At 46.2% G+C, this 20,887-nt stretch carries 13 protein-coding genes and 1 riboswitch; of the genes, 5 read left to right on the top strand and 8 right to left on the bottom strand.

All coding sequences use genetic code 11. The annotated features are described in order from the left end of the window. Window positions 1–56 precede the first annotated feature (56 nt). From Q4Q52_RS19130 to Q4Q52_RS19120, 3 genes are read right to left on the bottom strand one after another with little or no spacing between them, the layout of a single operon-like run. Entirely contained in the window at window positions 57–1,259 is a 1,203-nt protein-coding gene (locus Q4Q52_RS19130; protein ID WP_311991369.1) for a lipocalin-like domain-containing protein, read from the bottom strand. After that, complete coding sequence (locus Q4Q52_RS19125) at window positions 1,256–3,895, bottom strand: ABC transporter permease (RefSeq protein WP_311991368.1); 2,640 nt, start codon at window positions 3,893–3,895, stop codon at window positions 1,256–1,258. Before Q4Q52_RS19125 ends, Q4Q52_RS19130 begins: the two co-directional genes overlap by 4 nt. Further along, window positions 3,885–4,559 carry an ABC transporter ATP-binding protein gene (locus Q4Q52_RS19120; protein ID WP_311988096.1) on the bottom strand — a complete coding sequence of 225 codons (675 nt, stop codon included), beginning with the start codon at window positions 4,557–4,559 and terminating at the stop codon, window positions 3,885–3,887. Before Q4Q52_RS19120 ends, Q4Q52_RS19125 begins: the two co-directional genes overlap by 11 nt. A gap of 447 nt (window positions 4,560–5,006) precedes the next feature. Further along, a riboswitch (glycine riboswitch) is annotated at window positions 5,007–5,136 on the top strand. A 250-nt stretch (window positions 5,137–5,386) separates the two neighbouring features. Here Q4Q52_RS19120 and Q4Q52_RS19115 point away from each other — a divergent pair. The 3 genes from Q4Q52_RS19115 (at window position 5,387) to Q4Q52_RS19105 (ending at window position 13,302) form a co-directional block, all read left to right on the top strand. Next, entirely contained in the window at window positions 5,387–6,745 is a 1,359-nt protein-coding gene (locus Q4Q52_RS19115) for a sodium:alanine symporter family protein (protein ID WP_286992952.1), read from the top strand. A 158-nt stretch (window positions 6,746–6,903) separates the two neighbouring features. Continuing rightward, a complete protein-coding gene (locus Q4Q52_RS19110; protein ID WP_311991367.1) occupies window positions 6,904–12,237 on the top strand; it encodes a PAS domain S-box protein in 5,334 nt (1,777 codons plus the stop codon). A gap of 48 nt (window positions 12,238–12,285) precedes the next feature. Beyond that, window positions 12,286–13,302 carry a two-component system response regulator gene (locus Q4Q52_RS19105; protein ID WP_028759378.1) on the top strand — a complete coding sequence of 339 codons (1,017 nt, stop codon included), beginning with the start codon at window positions 12,286–12,288 and terminating at the stop codon, window positions 13,300–13,302. 88 nt (window positions 13,303–13,390) lie between these two features. On the opposite strand, the gene ygfZ is transcribed toward Q4Q52_RS19105, so the two are convergent. Both ygfZ and serA read right to left on the bottom strand, forming a co-directional pair. Continuing rightward, complete coding sequence (ygfZ, locus tag Q4Q52_RS19100) at window positions 13,391–14,353, bottom strand: tRNA-modifying protein YgfZ (protein WP_311906363.1); 963 nt, start codon at window positions 14,351–14,353, stop codon at window positions 13,391–13,393. Between the two features lie 178 nt (window positions 14,354–14,531). Continuing rightward, window positions 14,532–15,761 carry a phosphoglycerate dehydrogenase gene (gene serA, locus Q4Q52_RS19095; protein ID WP_012088338.1) on the bottom strand — a complete coding sequence of 410 codons (1,230 nt, stop codon included), beginning with the start codon at window positions 15,759–15,761 and terminating at the stop codon, window positions 14,532–14,534. Window positions 15,762–15,915: 154 nt separating this feature from the next. On the opposite strand from serA, the gene Q4Q52_RS19090 reads away from it, so the two are divergent. Then, the gene (locus Q4Q52_RS19090) at window positions 15,916–16,524 is read left to right on the top strand and encodes a DUF2238 domain-containing protein (protein WP_012088339.1); all 609 of its coding nucleotides are present in this window, start codon (window positions 15,916–15,918) and stop codon (window positions 16,522–16,524) included. Between the two features lie 396 nt (window positions 16,525–16,920). Further along, complete coding sequence (locus Q4Q52_RS19085; RefSeq protein ID WP_006085993.1) at window positions 16,921–17,586, top strand: LuxR C-terminal-related transcriptional regulator; 666 nt, start codon at window positions 16,921–16,923, stop codon at window positions 17,584–17,586. Window positions 17,587–17,758: 172 nt separating this feature from the next. Here the strand turns inward: Q4Q52_RS19085 and Q4Q52_RS19080 are convergent, their stop codons facing one another. The 3 genes from Q4Q52_RS19080 to Q4Q52_RS19070 form a co-directional block, all read right to left on the bottom strand. Continuing rightward, complete coding sequence (locus tag Q4Q52_RS19080; protein ID WP_311988093.1) at window positions 17,759–19,249, bottom strand: curlin; 1,491 nt, start codon at window positions 19,247–19,249, stop codon at window positions 17,759–17,761. A 14-nt stretch (window positions 19,250–19,263) separates the two neighbouring features. After that, a complete protein-coding gene (locus Q4Q52_RS19075) occupies window positions 19,264–19,683 on the bottom strand; it encodes a curlin (protein WP_107946592.1) in 420 nt (139 codons plus the stop codon). A 563-nt stretch (window positions 19,684–20,246) separates the two neighbouring features. Next, window positions 20,247–20,774, bottom strand: coding sequence for a DUF4124 domain-containing protein (locus tag Q4Q52_RS19070; RefSeq protein ID WP_261273446.1), 528 nt, complete (start codon window positions 20,772–20,774; stop codon window positions 20,247–20,249). Window positions 20,775–20,887 lie beyond the last annotated feature (113 nt).

Below are 20,887 nucleotides of genomic sequence, written 5' to 3'. Positions count from 1 at the left end.
TGTTATGTTACTTCGCGCTGACTTAGCATTTCTGGTTATAAGAACTATGTTTGGGCTCAATAGCCCGTCAGTTCCATATAACCTGTACCAGTATGGCTGCCAGAGAGTTGCACTGGTCCTTCCCAGTAGGGCGTCGATAATGGCATGGCGCTATTAGGATTGAGCGGGGTGATAGTGAGATTGATATTCTCGCTGGGGATTTTAACTTGCCAGCTGACGGGATAGTCGCCATTGACAGTGTGTTGCCATTTCAGTGGCGTCATCTGTATGTCATTAGGATTGTCGGTGGCATTGATATTACGCCCCGTGCCATCAGCGAACATTCTTCTGGCGCTATAAAATGCCGAGATAGGCGCATTTTTTGCGGACTCTGCTGGCGACTGATCCCGTAACTGAAACAACATCAGCGTCGAGCTATCGTTTAACCTGAGTGCGAACCAATCCCAACCCTGTTGCGTTTTAGTGAGAAATTGCGAGCTCCATTCCCTGTCAAGCCAGCCTTGGCCTGTGACTTGCTCCACTTTGCCATTGCGGTTTATTTCACCTGAGATCTCAATAAAAGGTTGGCTGTAATAGTAGGAGGCCACTTGGCCATCGCGACTTTTAAGGCTATAGCCGTTAGCGCCTTGGTATTGCAGTGGCGCTTGGCTGTTAAGCTTAAGTCGGTAGCTAAAATCAGGATTCTCTACCGTTAAGGTGGCGGGAAATAGTGCATTGGTTTCGCTCTGCCAATGCCAGTTGTCGAGGCGGATTTGATAGGGATCTAATTTTACTTCGGCAAACTCGCTATGACGGCGTGACCACTTTTCGTGGGCGAGGTGAGCATTACTCGAGGTTAATGCGCTATGGGCTAAATAAAGCTGCTGAGTCGCCCAAGTGGATTCACTTTTGGGCATTGCATCTGTTACTTGCGGAACTGTTGTTTGCAGAGTTGTTTTTTGTGGAGCAGGGGGTTTAAGGGCGACTCTAAACTGCGTCCACTGGGCACCGAGTTGCTCACCTGTTTCTGTAGTTAAATTGGCTGTCAGATACCACCATTCCTGGCGAAAGTTATTGTGCGCCAAGTGATCTCGCGGAAATTCAAATCTATAGCCGGGAACGACAGGGATAAAGGCCAAATCATCTTGATTAGTCGAGGTTTGTCCTACCACATTGGCCATCGATTTTGACTGAGTATTTTGGGGAGATGGCATTTTATCGCAGCCGCCGATCAGCATTAACCCAACCACTGCCCATACAATACTGAGTGTTTTCATCATAGGGTCTCCTGCTGCAGACTGGCGACCAGTGGTTTGCGGGTTTGCCAATACAGCGGCAAGAGCACGGCTAAGGTGCAGGTGGCTAAGGCAATCAGTATTGCTTTGCCATAGGCTTGCCAATCCCAAATCATTTTTATCGTCCAGCCAAAGGCTTGCAAGGTGATCTTGTTGATAAGCAGGTAACCTAGCAGTGCACCCGTTGGCATAGCGAGCAGGCAAGTGATCAGCACCACAATCAGCATCTGCATAAACACCATACCGCGCAGCGCATTACGACTCACGCCTAGGGAATACAGTCGTGCCAGTGGCGCTTGCCGTGCCTGAGTTAACATTAAACAGGCACTAAAAAGGCCAATCGCGGCGACAATCAGCGTCAAACTATTCAGCACTAAGGTAATCGAAAAAGTCCGCTTAAACATGGCGATAGCTTGGGTTTTAATCTTAGTTTGACTGTAGATTTGCGCTTGCGATAAGCCTAACTCGGCAGCCAGTTGGATTTGCAGTTCATCGAGTTCCGTTTCACTGATCTTGCTGCCTCGCTCTTTACCGTAAAAATTCGCCGCCAAACTGATTGGCAGTACAGGTAATTGTGCCTTTTGCCATAATGGCTGGCTGATAATCACCTCGTTGCGGGTATTACCGTGGTCATAATAAATGCCGCCGATAATGGCTTGGCTGTTACCGGTTTTCTTAAGCGCATCCAATGACACGCTATCGCCAAGCTGCAATTGGTATTTGATGGCTAAGGGCTCGCTCACTAAGATCACGGGGGCATTAAAGTAGGATTGCCACAGAGTCGGTAGGCTTTCTTTCAGGGCGCTGGTGTGGCGAATCGAATATTCATCACGGCTAAGTAGGCTTATTGGAATTGTTTGTGCGCTCGAATTATCCGTCGATACAGGGAGTGAAAGCTGGGCTTCAATTTGCCATTGCTGATAAAGACCGCTGACTCTTGGATCGTGCATCAGTTGGGTTTGAATCGTGTCGATGCGCTGGCTCGGTGGACGGATGTAGAGATCGGCATGCAAGCGGGTTTCTAGCCAAGTTCGCAGGGTTTGCTCGAAGCTTCCCACGAGGGTGTTCATTGACACATTGGCACTGAGCGCCAGTAAGATCGCCATCATAGCAAGGGACAGCGGTGCGATAAGCTCACGGGTTTCGGCGAGCAGATATTGCCATAATCCAGGACGTGCCAAGGGCATTAACGCACTGACGCCCCAATGCAATAATTGCGGCAACAATAAGGGAATAGCGATAGCGACGATACCGAGTAACACTAAGCTGATGTTATAGCTTTGGCTGAAGGGAAACAGCAACGCCGCTAAGGTCAATAAGCCACAGGCTAAGGCAAATTGAATGCTATGGGTTTTGCGGTGTGCCTGCATTTGCTGATAACGATTCGCCCCTTGTGCAAGTGCTTGGCGCGTAAGATCTAAATACAAGGGCAAGCAAGCGGCGAGCGCGGCAATTAAGGTGAGGGCAATTGCCTCAAAAAGCCAGGTCCATTGCCAAATACCGGGGAGCAAGTGGGCGCCATACATTTGCTCTAAGGTCATGGCGACCATAGGTTGCAGCCAGTGGCTGAGTTGCAAACCACTGATAAAGCCCAGACTTGAACCTATGACTACTAACAAAATTAATTCGAACATCAGTGCCGTCATCAAGGCGCGGCGCTCGATTCCCTGTTGCAATAATTGCACTAACAGTTTTTGCCGTTTCATTAGGCTGTAACGCACACCGTTATAGGCGATAAAGAGGCCGACAACGAAGGCTAACATGCTCATAGCATTAAGATTAAGGTGAAAACTGCGGGTCAGCGCTATCAGCGCTTGGCCTTGATCCTGTTGGCTAAAGCTGGCCTTTTGCGGCGTAATCCCTAAAGCGTCGAGTTGGGATTTTAATTTAGGTAGGTTTTCTCGTTCACTGAACATGGCGATATAGCTCAATCTGCCTTGCATGTTTAGTAATCGCTGGGCGAGGGACATATCGGCCAAGATGGCGCTTCCTAGACCAAAACTGTCATCAATTGCAATGACATCTAAGGTGTTATTTTCTAAAACAAGTTTACCCTCTGGCGCTACTTTGGCGGCTAGGCTGCGGCTCATTATTACTGTGGGGGCGCCGTTGAGCAGATCGGCAAGCGGTAAGTCATTCATCTGCGGCGAGGTTGTTGACTGCGTTTCAGTCGAGGTGTTACGTTTCGATTTTTGTAGTGTCAATGCGGCGACTAAATCGCTGCCTTCCAGTTGCCAGAACTGACCGTTTTTACCGGAGATTTTGCCACTTACGACGGCGAGACTCTGACTTAATCCGGCTCGTCTCAAGGCGAAATAGACGGATTCATCTAAAGTGTTTTGTCCTAGGGGCGGAGTGAGTAGCACATCGGCGCGTTGACTCAGTAACTCAGTCGCCTCGCTATAGCTGCGCACGGCATTGTCGTTGGTTGCTTTAACCCCAATCAGCAGAGTGACAGCTAAGGCGATACCGAGCAGAATGGCACCTGCTTGTATAGGCGCATGGCGATAATGGGCGATAAACACTTTTAGGCTGAGCCACGTCAGCCTAAGCCAAGTTGACTTTAGCCAAGTTTGCTTAAGCGCTGTGGGAGTCGCCTTAGTGAGCTGTTTATTGTTCATAAATAGCGACTGCACCTTGGGATAAGTGCCAACGTTTTTGCATGAAGGCGGCGCACTCTTCGCTGTGGGTGACCATTAATATGCTGGTTTGGCTTTCCCGTGCCAGTTCACACAGTAATGCCATGACTTGCTTACCCGATACATCATCTAAGTTACCCGTAGGTTCGTCGGCTAGTAGCAAGGTCGGTTTATGGGCTAAGGCGCGGGCGATGGCGACACGCTGTTGTTGACCGCCTGACAGGGCTTCAACTTGCCGGTGAAGTAATGGCAAGAGCCCAAGTTTTTCAACCAGATAGTCACACCAAGGCGACCATGGCTGCGCGGTTAAACTTAAGGAGAAGGCGATATTGTCTTTCACGTTGAGTGGCGTGAGTAAGTTAAATTGCTGAAACACGACACCTAAGGAATTACGTCTGAAACGGCTCCACTCTTTATCTTGCCAATCTGAAGTGGATGTTTGTTCTAGTAATATTTCGCCCGAGTCTGGCGTTTCAAAGCCGGCAATTAGATTGAGCAAGGTGCTCTTACCGCTGCCGCTGGGGCCTGTGAGAGCGACGGTTTCACCTCTGTGGATCTGTAGATTAACCGCTTGCAGTACTTGATGATATTGCTCACCATCGCGAAAGCCTTTGGTGACTTGGTTAAGCTTAGCGACGTCGGCCATTGAGCAACTCCTTTATATCCATTGGCGGCGGGTGTGGTAAGCAGTGTTTCAAATTGCGGCTGCAACTTACTTAGTGGCCGCAATTTGGCATTGCCATTCTATGTTCAAGATAAAGCATTTTCTATTCAGATAGATACTGATTTTTCTTGTAATAGGATCATCCACGGAGTAACAAAACATAAACTGTCATTTGGTGTAAAAATAGTCAACTGGATTAAATCCTCTGCGAACTGTGAGCAAACGGCTTGAGCTGACGTCGCATTTGTTGCATTCTGTGCGTCCTGTTAGCTTGGGAGTAAATCTCAATCTAGCAATCCGTTCGGATGAAGGTAGCAGGAGAGTGGGGAATTGACCCCACACCGACGAGGCAACTTTGGTTTTACAGAAGCGAGTCTTCTTATAAAAACAAAGCACTCTTTCAGGTGCCGATAGGCGTGGACTGTTACTGGACGAGCCTCTGGAGAGACTACCAGTTGCACTCATTGTGCAATCAGGTGGCGCCGAAGGCGAAAGTGTCGTGGTGTTATTGTATAACCTGCGATGCGAAACGCTCAGGCAAAAGGACAGAGGAGAGGATGACTGCACAGTCCCTGTCGTTTGTCGTCGTGGGCTATTTTTACTCTTTAGCTTGAGATGGAGCACTTTTGCTCTTATTGAAAGCACTCGTGTAGAGCTCTCGCTTGCTACGCTTTTAGCGTTCAGCTTAGGCGATTCTCGGCCGAGATTAGGTCAAAATAGCTCGCTATAGCGTCCGACTGCGGCGCGTCACAGCCATTTCTTTTCCTCCTCCGTTTATTAATTTTGTTGTTTAATATTCGAGGAATATCATGAGTTTTCAAGCTTTACTTGCCAGTATTAATGGCATCGTTTGGGGCCCAATTACCCTTTGTTTGCTGGTGGGTACAGGGGTTTACCTCACTGTGCGCCTCAAGCTTATCCAAGTATTTCGTCTGCCGATGGCGATGGGATTGTTGTTTAAACCTGCCAAAGGTCATGGGGATTTATCTTCCTTTGCCGCGCTTTGTACTGCGCTGTCCGCCACTATCGGTACCGGTAATATTGTTGGCGTGGCGACGGCAATAAAAATGGGTGGCCCTGGGGCGTTATTTTGGATGTGGCTGGCGGCATTTTTCGGCATGGCGACTAAATATGCTGAATGTATGTTGGCGGTAAAGTACCGTACCACCGATGCTCGTGGGCAGATTGCGGGTGGCCCTATGTATTATATCGAGCACGGCCTTGGTCTACCTTGGATGGCGAAATTGTTTGCTCTCTTTGGGGTTGGTGTGGCCTTTTTCGGTATCGGTACTTTTGCACAGGTTAACGCCATCAGCGATGCGCTGACGATTGCCTTTGAGGTGCCGACTTGGTTGACTGCGACTGTGTTGACTGTGTTAGTTGCTGCAGTCACTTTGGGTGGCGTAAAGCGCATTTCAAATGTGGCGCAAAAACTTGTGCCTGCGATGTCGATTGGTTATGTGCTGGCCTGCGTGTGGATCTTAGTCGGTTTCTCCGAGCAGATCTTACCCGCCTTAGCTTTAGTGCTTGAATCTGCCTTTACGCCACTCTCAGCTGCGGGGGGATTTTTAGGGGCGACAGTCGCGCAGGCGATTCAAATCGGTATTGCCCGCGGTGTGTTCTCGAACGAATCTGGATTAGGTAGTGCACCCATTGCCGCCGCTGCCGCTAAGACCAATGAACCCGTTGAGCAAGGTCTCGTCAGCATGACGGGTACTTTCTTCGATACCATTATCATTTGCACTATGACGGGGTTAGTGCTGATTATCACTGGGGTATGGAGTGGTGAGACGGCGGGTGCCGCGATGACGAGTGCTGCTTTTGCTCTGGGAGGTTCAGCGCTTGTGGGTCAGTATTTGGTGACGATTGCGCTAGTGTGTTTTGCGTTTACAACGATTTTGGGCTGGCATTATTATGGTGAACGCTGTTGGTATTACTTAGTCGGTGAGCGCGGGCTACGCATGTATCAAGTGGTGTTTTTGGTGCTGATTGCCGGTGGTGCTTTTATCAAACTGGATGTGATTTGGTTGTTGGCCGATACGGTTAATGGTTTGATGGCGATCCCTAACTTGATCGCCATTGTGGGCTTGAGGCATATCATTATCGCCGAAACCCAAAGTTATTTTGCTCGTATCTTACCTAATCAAACCTTAGAGACGGCTTCTTAGAGACGGCTTCTTAGAGACGGCTTATTAGTATTGTTAAAACAATAAATTACTTCACATTATTTTAACTTTGACATTGTCGCCACTAAATTCTTCGTTTACTTTATAAGTGCTATTTTTAAATGCAGTGCTTATAAAATCGGGGGCTTTAGGGCGACACCATGGAAAAAAGTAAACTTCGTACTTTTCGCAGTAGGATTTTATCCCACATAGCCTTGCCTCTCATTTTAATTATGGCGAGTGTCTATGGTGTAAACGCTTGGTTTAGTTATATCTCCTCAGAGAATCGGCTTTACCATAGCCTGACACAAGAGGCGAGTCATTCGGCTTCTCGTCTGCAGTTTCTGCTCGAGCATGCGGAGGCCAACACCCAAGGTCTTGCTGATTTTATTGGTTTTTTGTCAAGTAAAGAAGACATGAATGACACTGAGAGTGTTAAAAGTGTCTTGATGAATCGAGTCATACGTAACCCTGATTTTTTTGGCTCCGCAGTCGCGTTTAAACCTAATACCTTCCCCAATCGAAAGCTCTTTTCCCCCTATGTTTACCGCGATACAAGTGGTGGTAACGATTTACACTACCTCGATATTGGCGCTGAAGGCTACGACTATACCGATGGCACTTGGGATTGGTGGAGCAAGGCTATCAATCAAGCGAACGGTTATTGGTCAAAGGCATACTTTGATGAGGGGGCGGGAAATATTCTGATGTTGACCTATTCGGCTCCTTTTGGTGCGGTAGGTAATTATTTTGGGGTTGCGACGGTTGATTTAGCCTTAGATGGATTGCCAAAACAATTGGGGATTGCACCAAATCGTCTGGTGGTTTTAGACGATCAAGGGCGGCTTATTTATCATGTAGATAAAGAAAAAGTGCTGGCAACGACTTCAGCCCAGTGGCTCGATAAGAATAAAGATAAAAATGCCGATTTTTGGACGCTACAGGATAAAAGGCTTGATGGTCAAGCAAGGTTTGTCGATAACCAAGATGTTGTTTATCTTGCGAGTATTGCGACTGTACCGCATTTAAAGTGGCGTGTGATTGTATTAGCGCCAGAACAAGATTTATTCAACTCCCTGCTTGATGATCTGGCATCTATCATCCTCAATTTAAGCTTATTAACCCTCTTATTATTGCTGACTTGTTATCTGGCGGCGAAACGGTTAACTCGGCCGTTAGAGCTACTCGAGTCGGGTATCTTGTCCTTTGGACAGGGTAAAACTCAGCAGCTTATTGTACCTAAAGGTGCCGTAAGTGAGATTGTGACGCTGAGTAATACCTTCAATCAAATGGCGGAATTACTTGCAGAACGTGAACAAGCCATTCTTGATTCCCGCGGTAATCGCTTTGCGCGCCTAATTGATGGTATGAGTGATAAATCTTTCTATTGTTCCCTCGAACCTAATGGCCAACTCGCCCAGGTTAGTGAGGGGGTAACTAAGGTGCTGGGGATCTCCCCTGATTTGCTCAAGCGCAAATATCAAAGACTCTTCTCGGCTAATCCCCTCAATGAGAAGAACTGGGAATATACCGATTTAGCCTTAAAGGGCCAGAATGTGCCTTCGCATCAAGTGGAAATGCTAGATGAAAAAGGGTATTTAAGAAGGCTCGATGTCTTTATGCAGCCATTATTATCAGATACTGGTGAGTTAATGTCGGTGGAAATGTTATTTACCGATATTACTGAGCAGTTTTCGGCGGCGGCTTGGTCAAATGCCGTGCTTGAGGCTGCGCCTGAGGCCATGTTGATTGTCGACCAACAGGGGTTAATCGTTTTTACTAACAGTCGTTGCCAGCAGCTTTTTGGATTTGATACAGGGGCTATGTTGGGTTTGCAAGTTGAGCAGTTACTACCACAAGAATTGGGTACCCGACATGTTCTTGAGCGACAACAATTCCTTCGCGAAGGCCGCGATAGAGGCATGGCAAATGCGCGTCATGTTCGGGCTTTAAAAGCCGATGGTAATGAATTTATTGCTGAAATTGCGCTGAGTATGCTCCCTGCGGATGCGGATGGACAAAAGCAAGTTGCAGCTTCGATTCGCGATATGACGGATAAAATTGCGGTTGAACTTAAAATTCGGGAGAGTGAGGAGCGTTTTCGTGGATTGGTCTCCAATATCCCTAGCGCCGTATATCGTTTACGTATTGGCGATATTTGGGTAATGGAATATATCAGTGACAATATTGGTGAAATTACGGGATATGCCGCAAGCCAATTTATCAATAATCAGAATCGTACTTATATCTCTTTGATCATCGAGGAAGATCGGGGCTTCTGCCTGCACGAAATGGATAAAGCACTCGCACTTCAAGCTACCTTTGAAGTGGAATATCGTATCCGCCATCGCGATGGCAGTGTGCGCTGGGTGCATGAGAAAGGTAAGGCAAGTTATACCGAAGAGGGCGTTCCACTTTGGTTCGACGGCAGTATTGATGACATCACAGAGAGTAAGTTTGCTATAGGGCAGCTAGAGGCTTCGCGCCTGCAATTGACCAATATTACAGAGTCTATTCCTTGTACCGTGTACCAATTGTTGTGGCACTCGCCTACTGATCGCAGATTTACCTTTCTCTCTGGTGCGGCAATGAAAATGCTGGGGCTACATCGTGATGATCTTATTAGTAATTTTGACATCATCGCTGAGCGAATTTTTGATGAAGAAAGGCCGGATGTCGTGCTGGCACTTTCGGGTAAGAGTGAAGATAGGTTTCAATGGATCCGCGAGTTTCGTTATCGCCATCCCAATGGCAGCATACGTTGGATGGAGGCGGGTGCGAGCGGCCATGTAGAAGAAGATGGCGCTATTACTTGGAATGGGTATGTAATGGACATCACCCAACGCAAGAGCATAGAACAAGAGTTAGCCCTCAGTGAAGCGCACTTTAAGGCACTGTTTGATGGTGCGACCATTGGTATTGTCAATGTGGATGTTAAAGGCGTTATCTTAGATTGTAATGATCAATTCTGTGCCGATATGGCGCGGTCACGGGAGAGTTTACGCAATACCGCAATTTTTGAGGTCCTTAGCGCGCAAGATAAGCTTATCGCCAAGGAGCAATTTAAGGAATTGGTCGGTGGCAAAATTGACCATTATCGTGGCGAGAGAAGCTTTATTCGTCCTTCTGGTGCACCTTTATGGATGACGGTCAATGTGTCGGCACTGTTAGATGCCCAAGGACAATTTGAATCGGCTGTGATAAGCATGGTCGATATGACAGAGCTTAAATTACTCTCCGATGAACTGTTACTTGCCAAAGAGCAAGCCGATGCCGCCAGTAAAGCCAAAGGTGACTTCTTGGCGAATATGTCCCATGAAATACGCACCCCAATGAATGCCATTATCGGCATGTCCCAGCTGTGCTTACAGACAGAGCTTGATCAAAAACAGAAAAATTATGTAGAGAAGATTGAGCGGGCATCGCAGTCTCTACTATCAATTATCAATGATATTCTGGATTTTTCTAAGATTGAAGCGGGTAAGCTCGACATAGAATCTGTGCCATTTCAGCTCGACACTATGTTGGAAGATCTCAGCGATATGTTTTCTGAGAAAGCCGCCCACAAACAGATTGAATTATTGTTTGCCGTTGCGCCCAATGTGCCTCGTTATCTGTTAGGGGATTCGCTGCGGTTAGGGCAAGTGTTGATTAATCTGATGAATAACGCCATTAAGTTCACCGAACGGGGTGAGGTGTTATTGTCGCTAAGCTTAGTTGAGCAGCAAGATGATGATGTCGTGCTGCGTTTTAGTGTGCGTGACAGCGGCATAGGCTTAACTGAGCAGCAGCAAGCAAAATTATTTAAATCCTTTACCCAAGCGGATACTTCAACCACCCGTAAATACGGTGGTACAGGCTTAGGTTTGGCTATTTGCAAGCAACTCGTTGAACTCATGGGGGGCAATATTGGTGTCGAAAGTCAATTTGGTCATGGCAGCACCTTCTATTTCACTGTGAAGTTACAAATTTCCGAGGGCCAAAAATTAGTGCTTGAGCAAGAGCTTGAGGGCATGTCTGTGCTGGTGGTAGATGATAACGCGACCGCCAGAGACATAATGCGTACAACGCTCGAAAGTATGGGCTTTAGAGTCGATACGGTTCGTTCAGGTGAAGAAGCAATAAACCGCTGCCTACTGCAGACCTATGAAGTGGCATTAATCGATTGGAAAATGCCCAATATGGACGGGTTAGAAACCGCCCGTCAGATCCAACTACAGGCTAAGTCTCAGCCTAAGATCTTGATGGTATCCGCCCATGCGAATCATGAATTTATCACTCAAATTGAGCAATTAGCACTGGCGGGGTACATCAGTAAACCCATCAGCGCCTCACGCATGCTCGATGGCATAATGAATGCGATTGGCCGTGAAGGCATATTGCCAGTGAGACGCCGCACTGAAGAGCTGGCTCCGCAGTTATTATTGCCACTTCAAGGGAAACGTATCTTATTAGTGGAAGATAACGAGATGAACCTTGAAGTCGCCAGCGAGTTTTTAGAGCAAGTGGGGATTATTTTATCCATAGCGACCAATGGCCAAATTGCCTTAGATAAGCTATCCCAACAGCATTTCGATCTAGTGTTGATGGACTGCCAAATGCCGGTGATGGATGGTTATCAAGCCACTAAAGCAATAAGGAAAAGGCCTGAGTTGGCAAATTTACCTGTCGTCGCTATGACTGCGAATGCGATGGCTGGTGATAGAGATATGTGTCTTCGGGCTGGGATGAATGACCATATTGCCAAGCCCATAGAAGTGAATGTGCTCTATCAAACCCTATTGAAATACCTCGGCTCTTCTTCTGGAATTTCTGCTGCGATAAGGGCGGAAGCCTCAACTCGGTTAACTTCGTCCAGCACACAGGGTGAAGTCAGCAATGGCGCAGATCAAACGGTATTGCTCAAGTGGCCAGAACACCCTGAGTTGGATATCGATAGAGGTTTGCAACTGGTGCAGCATTCGACGCGTCTTTATCAACGAATCTTTGATCGTTTTGTGAGCAGTCAACGTAATGTCGTGGAGCAGGTTCGCAAAGCCATCGCGGCGAATCAAGTCGAAGATGCGGTGCGTATCGCCCACACCCTTAAAGGCTTAGCGGGTAATTTAAGTTCGGCAAAATTGGTGGAATTAGCGCGTTTGCTTGAGTTGCATTTAACAGAGAAAGCGCCCTATGAAGATGAATTAGTTCAAATTCAACCGCTAGTAGCCTCTATCTGCGATGCGATTGAACAGGCTAAGCCTGCGATAGTGAATCAAGCCGAGCCCCGAGCGGTGGACTTGCTATCAGATGAGGACTTGAGAGCCGAATTACGGGTCTTACGTCAGAATCTAGATGAAGCCGATGCCAGCGCTGTGGCAAAAATTGATGCGTTAAAGCCGAAGGTGAGTAGTGCAATGTGGCAAACATTAAGCCCCGCTTTATCTATGATTAACCAGTATCAGTTTGATGAGGCAATCGACTTAATTGACGATGTGATTACACAGTTAGGATAGAAAGCGGTAGCGCGAATTTATAATGTGTGACATTGAGTGGAGTTGTTAATGGAAAAAGCAACAATATTAGTCGTCGATGACACACCTGAGAATATTGATATTTTGATCGGTATTCTAGGTGATGATTACAAAGTCAAAGTGGCGATCGATGGGCCAAGGGCATTAGCGTTAGTGACAAAATCGCGGCCTGACTTGATTCTGCTCGATGTCATGATGCCAGGTATGAATGGCTATGAAGTCTGCAAGCTGCTAAAGCAAGAGCCGCTGACCAGCCATATTCCGGTGATATTCGTGACCGCCTTATCTGAAATTGCTGATGAAGCCCAAGGTTTTGCATTGGGCGCGGTGGATTATATTACTAAGCCTGTCAGTGCGCCTGTCGTTAAAGCGCGGGTTAAAACGCATCTTGCGCTCTATGATCAAAAACGTCTACTCGAACAACAAGTTAAAGTTCGTACCCACGAATTAGAAGAAACCCGTTTCGAGATTATCCGTCGTCTTGGCCGTGCTGCTGAATACAAGGACAACGAGACGGGTCTACATGTTGTGCGTATGAGCCATTACGCCCGCATATTAGCGATAAAGCTCGGCTTACCGACAACCTTTTGTGACTTGATTTTTAATGCGGCGCCTATGCACGATATTGGTAAAATCGGTACGCCCGATGCTGTGCTGAAAAAGCCAGGGAAACTTGATGCGCAGGAATGGGAAATTATGCAGCAGCACGCCGCCATAGGTGCAGAAATTATTGGAGAACATAGCGATCCGTTATTGCAAATGGCCCGTCGTATCGCCTTAACTCACCATGAGAAGTGGGATGGTTCAGGTTACCCCAATGGCTTGGTAGGTGAAGAAATTCCCCTTGAAGGGCGTATCACCGCGATTGCGGATGTGTTCGATGCGCTGACTTCGCAACGGCCTTACAAGCAGGCTTGGACGATTGAAGCAACTATGGAGCTATTTGAAAATCAAGCGGGAAAACATTTCGATCCTAAGTTGGTGGAGGAGTTCAAGCAAATCCTGCCAGAAGCAATTGCCATTCGAGATACTTATTTAGAAAATTGATGCTCGAAGTGCATTGACTAAGGTAAAGGCGCCATTGGCGCCTTTATTTTGCTTCAATATTTTATACTAATTATATTAAATCAAAGCATTACGCTTCATCTAATGAGTAGGGCAGGGCTTGGATCGTTAAATGTGATTGTTCATCGTCGGCAAAACGCAGCTGAGTATCATTAGGCGTGTCATTAGGAAGTACGGCGGTTAACAAGACTTGATTGCCACGCTGTACAAACTCAATGATTTGACCGCCACGGCGAAAACTGTCTTCCATCGCGATTTCGAGGCCTGATGCTAGGGTGATTTGAAGACTAGTGTGACCGCGCAAAATATACAGGGCGCGTTTATTACCACCGCGATATTTCATGCGCGCTATGGTTTCTTGCCCCATGTAACAGCCCTTATTGAAGCTGATACCGTTAACCGCTTGTAGATTACACATCTGCGGTACGTACTGGCTGGCATGGCTGGCGGCAAGGTTGGGGTAACCTGCTGCAATCTCTAACGCTTGCCATGCACTGGCGTCAAATACACTCAGTTCCGATTGCGCAACTAAAGCTGCTGCGGCATCTGGTGTTAATACTAAAATAAAACGTTCAGCGTCTTTTAAAATCGCACCCTTTTCAATGAGTGTGAGCTCTTGCTGAATGTCACCAAAATGTTTGTTCACGAATTGGCTTGCCTGTTCACCAGCAACGCCGAGCAGAGTCCACTCAGCGGATGCATTGCTTAAGGTGGCTTTACTAAACACGGCATATTTTTGTAACTGGGGTAAATCGACTTCGATGGCATCCTTTGGCATCAACATAAAGAGTGCATCTTGAATGGCAAAGGTTCTGAAACTGGCCAGCATTTTACCTTTAGGATCGCAATGGGCGCCCCAGCGCCATTGATCTGTGGCCAATGAGCTGATATCTGTGGTCACTTGGCCATGGATAAAACTGCGGCCTTGTTCTCCAACGACTTTGATGAGGCCCAAATGAGATAAGTTGGCAAGCATAAGTGGAGGCAAGGTAGCGTCCAGATCCCAATGGGGCGTAGAAACTGAAATAGTCATAGCGAGATCCTGAAAATAAAGACGATGTGAGAGGCTAGATTGTAACGGAATTCCAGTTGGCTCAAAAGCATAAGGCGCACATATCTGTGAATGATCTGTGCGCCTTATTATGTGTGCTTTAGTCGATAGGCTTAAAGCGAGTGGAGTTTAAAGTTTAAAACAGCACGCGGGTACGCAGTTAAAACAGCACGCGGGTACGCAGTGTGCCTTCAATGGCCTTCAATTCCACTAAAGCTTCTTCGGCTTGGTGGGTGTCGACTTCCATGACCACATAACCAATTTCTGCGGTGGTTTGCAGATATTGCGCGGCAATGTTGATGCCTTTTTCCGAGAAGGCTTGGTTGATCTTGATCAGCACGCCTGGACGGTTTTGGTGAATATGCAGTAAGCGTGAGGTGCCTTTATGCATAGGCAGCGAAACTTCAGGGAAGTTAACTGCAGATACGGTCGAGCCGTTGTCTGAGTATTTAGCGAGCTTGCCAGCGACTTCGATACCAATGTTTTCTTGGGCTTCAGCAGTACTACCACCCACATGCGGTGTCAGCAATACGTTATCAAGACCTCGAAGTGGGCTGATAAATTCATCGTCATTCGATTGCGGCTCAACTGGGAACACATCAATCGCCGCGCCCGCAAGGTGGCGCTCTTTGAGTGCGACTGTTAAGGCCTCGATATCGACTACAGTGCCGCGTGATGCGTTGATAAAGATGCTGCCCTTTTTCATCGCCGCAAATTCAGCTGCGCCTATCATGTCTTTGGTTTGTGGGGTTTCAGGTACGTGTAAGCTCACTACGTCAGCTTGCGCCAGTAATTGTTCCATTGAATGAATTTGTTGTGCATTGCCTAGCGGCAGTTTGTCTTCGATATCGAAGAACACCACGCGCATGCCCAGCGTCTCAGCCAGAATACCAAGCTGAGTACCGATATGACCGTAACCGATTACGCCTAAGGTTTTTCCGCGCACTTCGTAGCTGCCAGCGGCGGTTTTCATCCAGCCACCACGGTGGGCGATGGCGTTACGCTCAGGGATACCGCGCATCAGCATAATGATTTCGCCAATCACGAGTTCGGCAACACTTCGCGTGTTGGAGAATGGTGCGTTAAATACTGGGATACCAAGGGATTCGGCGGTGGCAAGATCAACTTGGTTGGTTCCGATACAGAAGCAACCGATCGCGATCAACTTCTCGGCACGTTTCAGCACCTCGGCAGTTAATTGGGTACGTGAACGAAGTCCCACGAAATGTGCATCTTTGATGGACTCAATTAATGCTTCATCGCCTAATGAGGCTTTGTGGTATTCGATGTTGGTGTATCCCGCACGCTCAAGTACATCGACTGCAGATTGGTGGACGCCTTCCAACAGCAGGATCTTGATCTTATCCTTGTCCAGCGAATGTTTCGCCATGATATGGGTACCCTCTAATTAATAGAAATGTTTCTTATGATATGCTGACAACCTTCACCCACCAAAATAGCACTTTTTTTACTCAGTGTGGAGGGCTAGATGGCTAAAGTTAATATTCTAAATTAAGAACAATATCGCATAAGAGGAAGAAACATTGAATAACAAAATCGCGTGGTGTGCTATTTACCTCTTAGTGCTCGTTTGGTCGGCGATAAATCCCGCAGATCCTTTCACTTGGTGGCTCGAAGCGGCTCCCGCATTAGTGGCTGTGCCACTGCTATTTTTTACCCGCAAACGCTTCCCATTAACGCCGCTGGTGTATGTTTTAGTGTTAGCCCATTGCTGTGTGCTGTTTGTCGGCGCGCATTACACCTATGCTGAAGTGCCATTATTCGACACGATTGCCCATTGGATGGGTTCAGAACGTAATAATTACGACAAGTTAGGTCACTTTGCGCAAGGTTTTATCCCTGCCATGTTAGCGCGTGAAATTATGCTGCGTAATCAAGCGGTCAAACCCGGTGCTTGGTGTGCGTTTTTGGTCACATGTTTTGTGCTCGCGTTTTCGGCGTTTTATGAACTCATTGAATGGTGGGTTGCAGTGGCAACAGGTGAAGGCGCTGAAGCCTTTTTGGGAACCCAAGGCTATGTGTGGGACACTCAATCAGATATGTTAATGGCATTAATTGGCGCAATTGTCGCACTCGTTTTATTGTCTCGTTTTCAAGATAAGCAAATAGCAGCACTTAAACTCAGACGCTAGTGGCCGTGAGTTGCTGATTGTTTCAGCTTGAGTCATAAGTTCATTCTTCCATAAAGCTTCTAACATGAGTGTGATGGCATTTAGCTGTCACACTTTCTTATTGCCTGCATGTTATTTTTGTGTTGCAACTTTCGATGGGTGTCTTCATAGTTTGAAAGTACTAGATTTCGTGAGTCGGTTAAACCTAATGGAGTTTTATGCTGTTATTCCAATTATATTCCGTCAGTTAGTCGAACTTACTAGGATTTAAAAGGGAATAGTACATTTGGGTGATGTTTTTCAGTCTTTAACTAGTCAGAATCAACTAGGTTAATGGAATGTTTAAAAATCTAACTAAAGAGGCTGGTCAAACATACCATTTTGCTAATAGAAAATACTTTTCAGGGAGGAGAGTCATTGAGCACAATTAATGAATTAGTTTTTTTACATCAAATGGCGGCACCATGTCATTTAGCGTTACTCGCTGAATCCATAGGCTTGAAAACTCGTATCGTTAAGCATGCGGCGGAATTAGATTTAGATAAGAGTCGTCGAAGTTTTTATCTGATCACCCAAAAGGGCGCTGCACTCGATAACAAGGGGATCCCTTTACTGGCTTCGCGCTTAGTATCACATTTCCCCGTGGCGCTGTACCAAGTTGAGCGTGACTCTTTAGATCAAGAGTCGGCTATGTTACTCGGTATTCGTGGCCTGTTGTTTGCCGATCAACGTTTGGATTTGATGTTGACGGGTTTGCGTAAAATGGTGGCAGAGGAACTTTGGTACGACAGAACATTACTGAGTAAAGTGTTCCGTCGTGTAGTACAAAAGCTCGATGGCAATAATGAGATGCTCTCCGATACAGTGGCTATGCTACAGATGCTGACTTCCCGTGAGCGCACTATTATTCAATTTGTGTCGAGTGGCGCGAGGAATAAAGAAATCGCCCACAGATTGTGCATCAGCGAACATACGGTGAAGGCTCACATTTCCTCTATCTTCCGTAAAACCCAGTCCCGTAATCGTGTTGAGTTGTTGCGTTGGGCACAAACCTATCAGACCCACTTTGAGCTGTGCAGCTAGGTAGTTAAAGATATTGATCGTTAGCTTTTCGCTTTGAGTGGTTAATGTTAATAATTGCTGGTTAGTCAGAATAGAAAAGCGGGAATGTTTGTTTAAACATTCCCGCTTTTTGTTCAACACCCTTTTGATAAACCACCAAAGAGTGTAGCTGTGGTGGTTTTAACAGGATTGACTAGTATTGCACTACAGTAGCAACGTTCATATTGCCTGATTGATTAACGCTGATGCTGTTGTTATTGCCAGCTTGAGAGCCTAGTACTAAGTTATCGTTACCTGTTTGAGTGATCAACAGGCTGTTATTATCACCGCTTACTTCAAATGAACTACTTGCGTCACCACCAATCCAGTTACCGTTACCTGTTTGAGCAATTTGTGCAGTGTTTTCATCACCTTCGATAATCAAATCGATAAGGTTAAGATCGCCATTTTGCAGTGCAGTGACATCGGCATTATTGTTGCCAGCAATGGAAATGACGGCTTCGTTTTGAGCGCCATCTTGCTCAACATCCACTTCGTTATCGCTACCTACTGCATCGACATAGGCAAAGTTAGTATCACCTTCTTGGCTAACTTCAATACTGTTATCTTGACCATCAGCAAAGGCAACGATTTCGTTGTTATTGCCTTTAGAAGATAAATCGAAGTCGTTATCTGTGCCGTATGCACCAAAGGTTGCGAAGTTAGCATCGCCTTTTTGTTTCAAGTCAACGTCGTTGCTATCGCCCCATACTTGGAATTCTGCACCGTTTACATCGCCTTTTTGAGTGATAGTAATATCGTTATCATCACCTTGGATATCGGCCACTAAAGTATCGCCGATAGTGTTGCCGCTGCCATTTTGGGTAATATCGACAGTGTTGTCATCACCCGTAGTCATAGCAAGATAAGCTGTGTTGCCGTTACCTTTTTGATCCATCGAAATATCGTTGTCGCTGCCAGCAAGAGCGTAAACGAAGCCAACATGATTATCACCTTTTTGGACCATGTCTACTGTGTTGTTGTCGCCTGCAATACCTTTAGCCGCGCCAAAGTTATTGTTACCCGCTTGATTAACAGAAACGTCGTTGTTGTTACCCACGTTAGCGGTTAAATCAAGGGCGATTAGACCCGCTTGGTTGTTGTCACCTACTTGGGTAATTTTTCCGTCGTTGTTGTTGCCTTCAACGCGGAATACTGCAAAGTTAGCATCGCCTTCTTGCTCAACAAATACGCTGTTTTCAACGCCAGTGATTTCAACTTGGCTTTCGTTGACTTCGCCTAATTGACTCACGATTGCAGTGTTATTGTTGCCAGTAACATCATTGCTGCTTTGGTTAAAGAAACCGTCTTGCGACACATTGACATTGTTGTTGTCACCGACAACATTTGCACTTGCCACATGCCAATCAGCTTGTTGTGTTATCTGGACTTTGTTTTCTGCACCCGTCGAATTAATTGCGGCTTCATGCCACACACCGTCTTGGATAACGGTTGCGGTTTGATCGTTACCTGTTTGCACAACTGCTGCAGCATTAAGGCCACCCGTTTGTGAGACTAAGGTGTCTTGGGCTTGGCCTGACTGTACTACGCTAATTTCGCTCACTGTACTGGCAGCAAAGGCTTGACCGCTTAAACCTGTTGCAATGGCCAAAGCAATAAGTGATTTTTTAGCTTGTGATTTCATGTGACGCTCCCTGTTTAATATTGAGTTATTGAGATTGCAGCACCGTCTGCAATCTGTTGAATCGAAAAATTGCCGCTTCCTAGCTGGTTCAGTTGCACGAGATTGTTATTGCCAATTTGTGTCACTGAAGCCGTATTTTGACTGCCCACTTGCAGTAGTTGCACTTTATTGTTTGAACCAATCTGCGTGATTAGCGCATCGTTATCATTGCCGACTTGTGTCACATCGGCTTTGTTATCGTTGCCTGATTGGAACAGTAATCCTTGGTTAGCATTGCCTTGTTGCACCAGTTCGATAAGGTTATCGCGACCGGAACGTTCCAGTAATGCCTGCAGGGTTATAGGTAACTCATTGACATTCAGCTCTTGTGCTGAGGTCATACAACTACAGAGCAGGAGCAGCGGTACCAAAAAGCGTATAGAGGTATTTGGCACGGGTGACTCCTTGCATCAAATATCTTGGGCTGCCTAAAACAACAGACACTCCAAATTCAGCCCTGAAGATACGAGTCCCGTTGATATGTCGCAATTGGCCAAAAGGGTATTTATTACGCAAAGGATTCACAGTAGATAAATGATGGATTTATCGTTATCCAATTGATTCAGTTATTTTTATCTGTTTTTTAGAGAGTGTTTTTTTAGGCCGAGTAGTCTAGTTGGTCTAGTAGTTAAGTCGTACTCGTTGCTAAGTTATCCTTCAGTTTTTAAACAATGCTGCAACCAAATCAAGCAATGCATCGATTATCACGTGATATTTTTCGGGGAAACAAGTTATAGGAAATATGGTGAGAATAGTGTTGTGGGATTGACTCAATTCAAGAGCTATTTAGCGGTATTAAAGCATGTTTAAAGGCGAACTATATGGTGTTTATCTTCGGTTGACTTTAAATCACAATGAAGATTTTAGTGAGCGGTTTTATGAGTAAAAAAATTCGACCATAGTGGTCGAATTCCTTGGTGAATGAGTGACAAGCTGAGCACTAACCTTTTATATGAGATCAGTGTTTCTCTGGCTCCTTCGATTCTTCAGGGGAGACCTCTGCACTGATCTGGTTTTTTCTATCCTTCAGTTGCTGCATTGCGCTGTTATTGTTCACAGTCAGCGCATTGAAGCGAGTATTGATATCGTCCATTTCGTTGATGTATTCAGGATCGCTTTTTTCTTTATTTTGCCAATAACGTTTACGCTCTAGTTTTTGTAATTCACTGGCGCGCAGAATTTCAAAATAGCTGTTCTCCTGTTTAAGTCGATAGATTTCGCCATCGAGTAATTGCAGCAATTTTTCTTTAGAAATGGTTTGGCGATTCAGTAGCGCTTGCAGGGGATCGACTGGAATGTCCCTTTTATCTGAGTCGACTTCCGTGGTGATCCCCAACTGATATTCGATTTTATGTTGACTAAACTCCTGCGGGCAAGCGGTTTGGCTAAAGACAATTTTGTCATCTTTACGGCATTTATAAATGGTATTTGCCTGTACTGCACTTGGCAAAATAACACAGATTAGGGTGAGTATCAGTCTTACCATTAGGCCACAAATCCTTTGTACACTTGCATAGCGATTATGATTTAGTTCTTTGATTACAATCGATAAATAGTCAGCTTAATGCTTGCGCCATTAAGTCTATTCAATCAGTGATT

The organism is Shewanella sp. SP1S2-4 (genome assembly GCF_031932075.1).
In the GTDB taxonomy this organism is placed as follows: domain Bacteria; phylum Pseudomonadota; class Gammaproteobacteria; order Enterobacterales; family Shewanellaceae; genus Shewanella; species Shewanella baltica.
The sequence above is the reverse complement of the archived record's forward strand: the minus strand, read 5'-3'. Positions and strand labels throughout refer to the sequence as shown.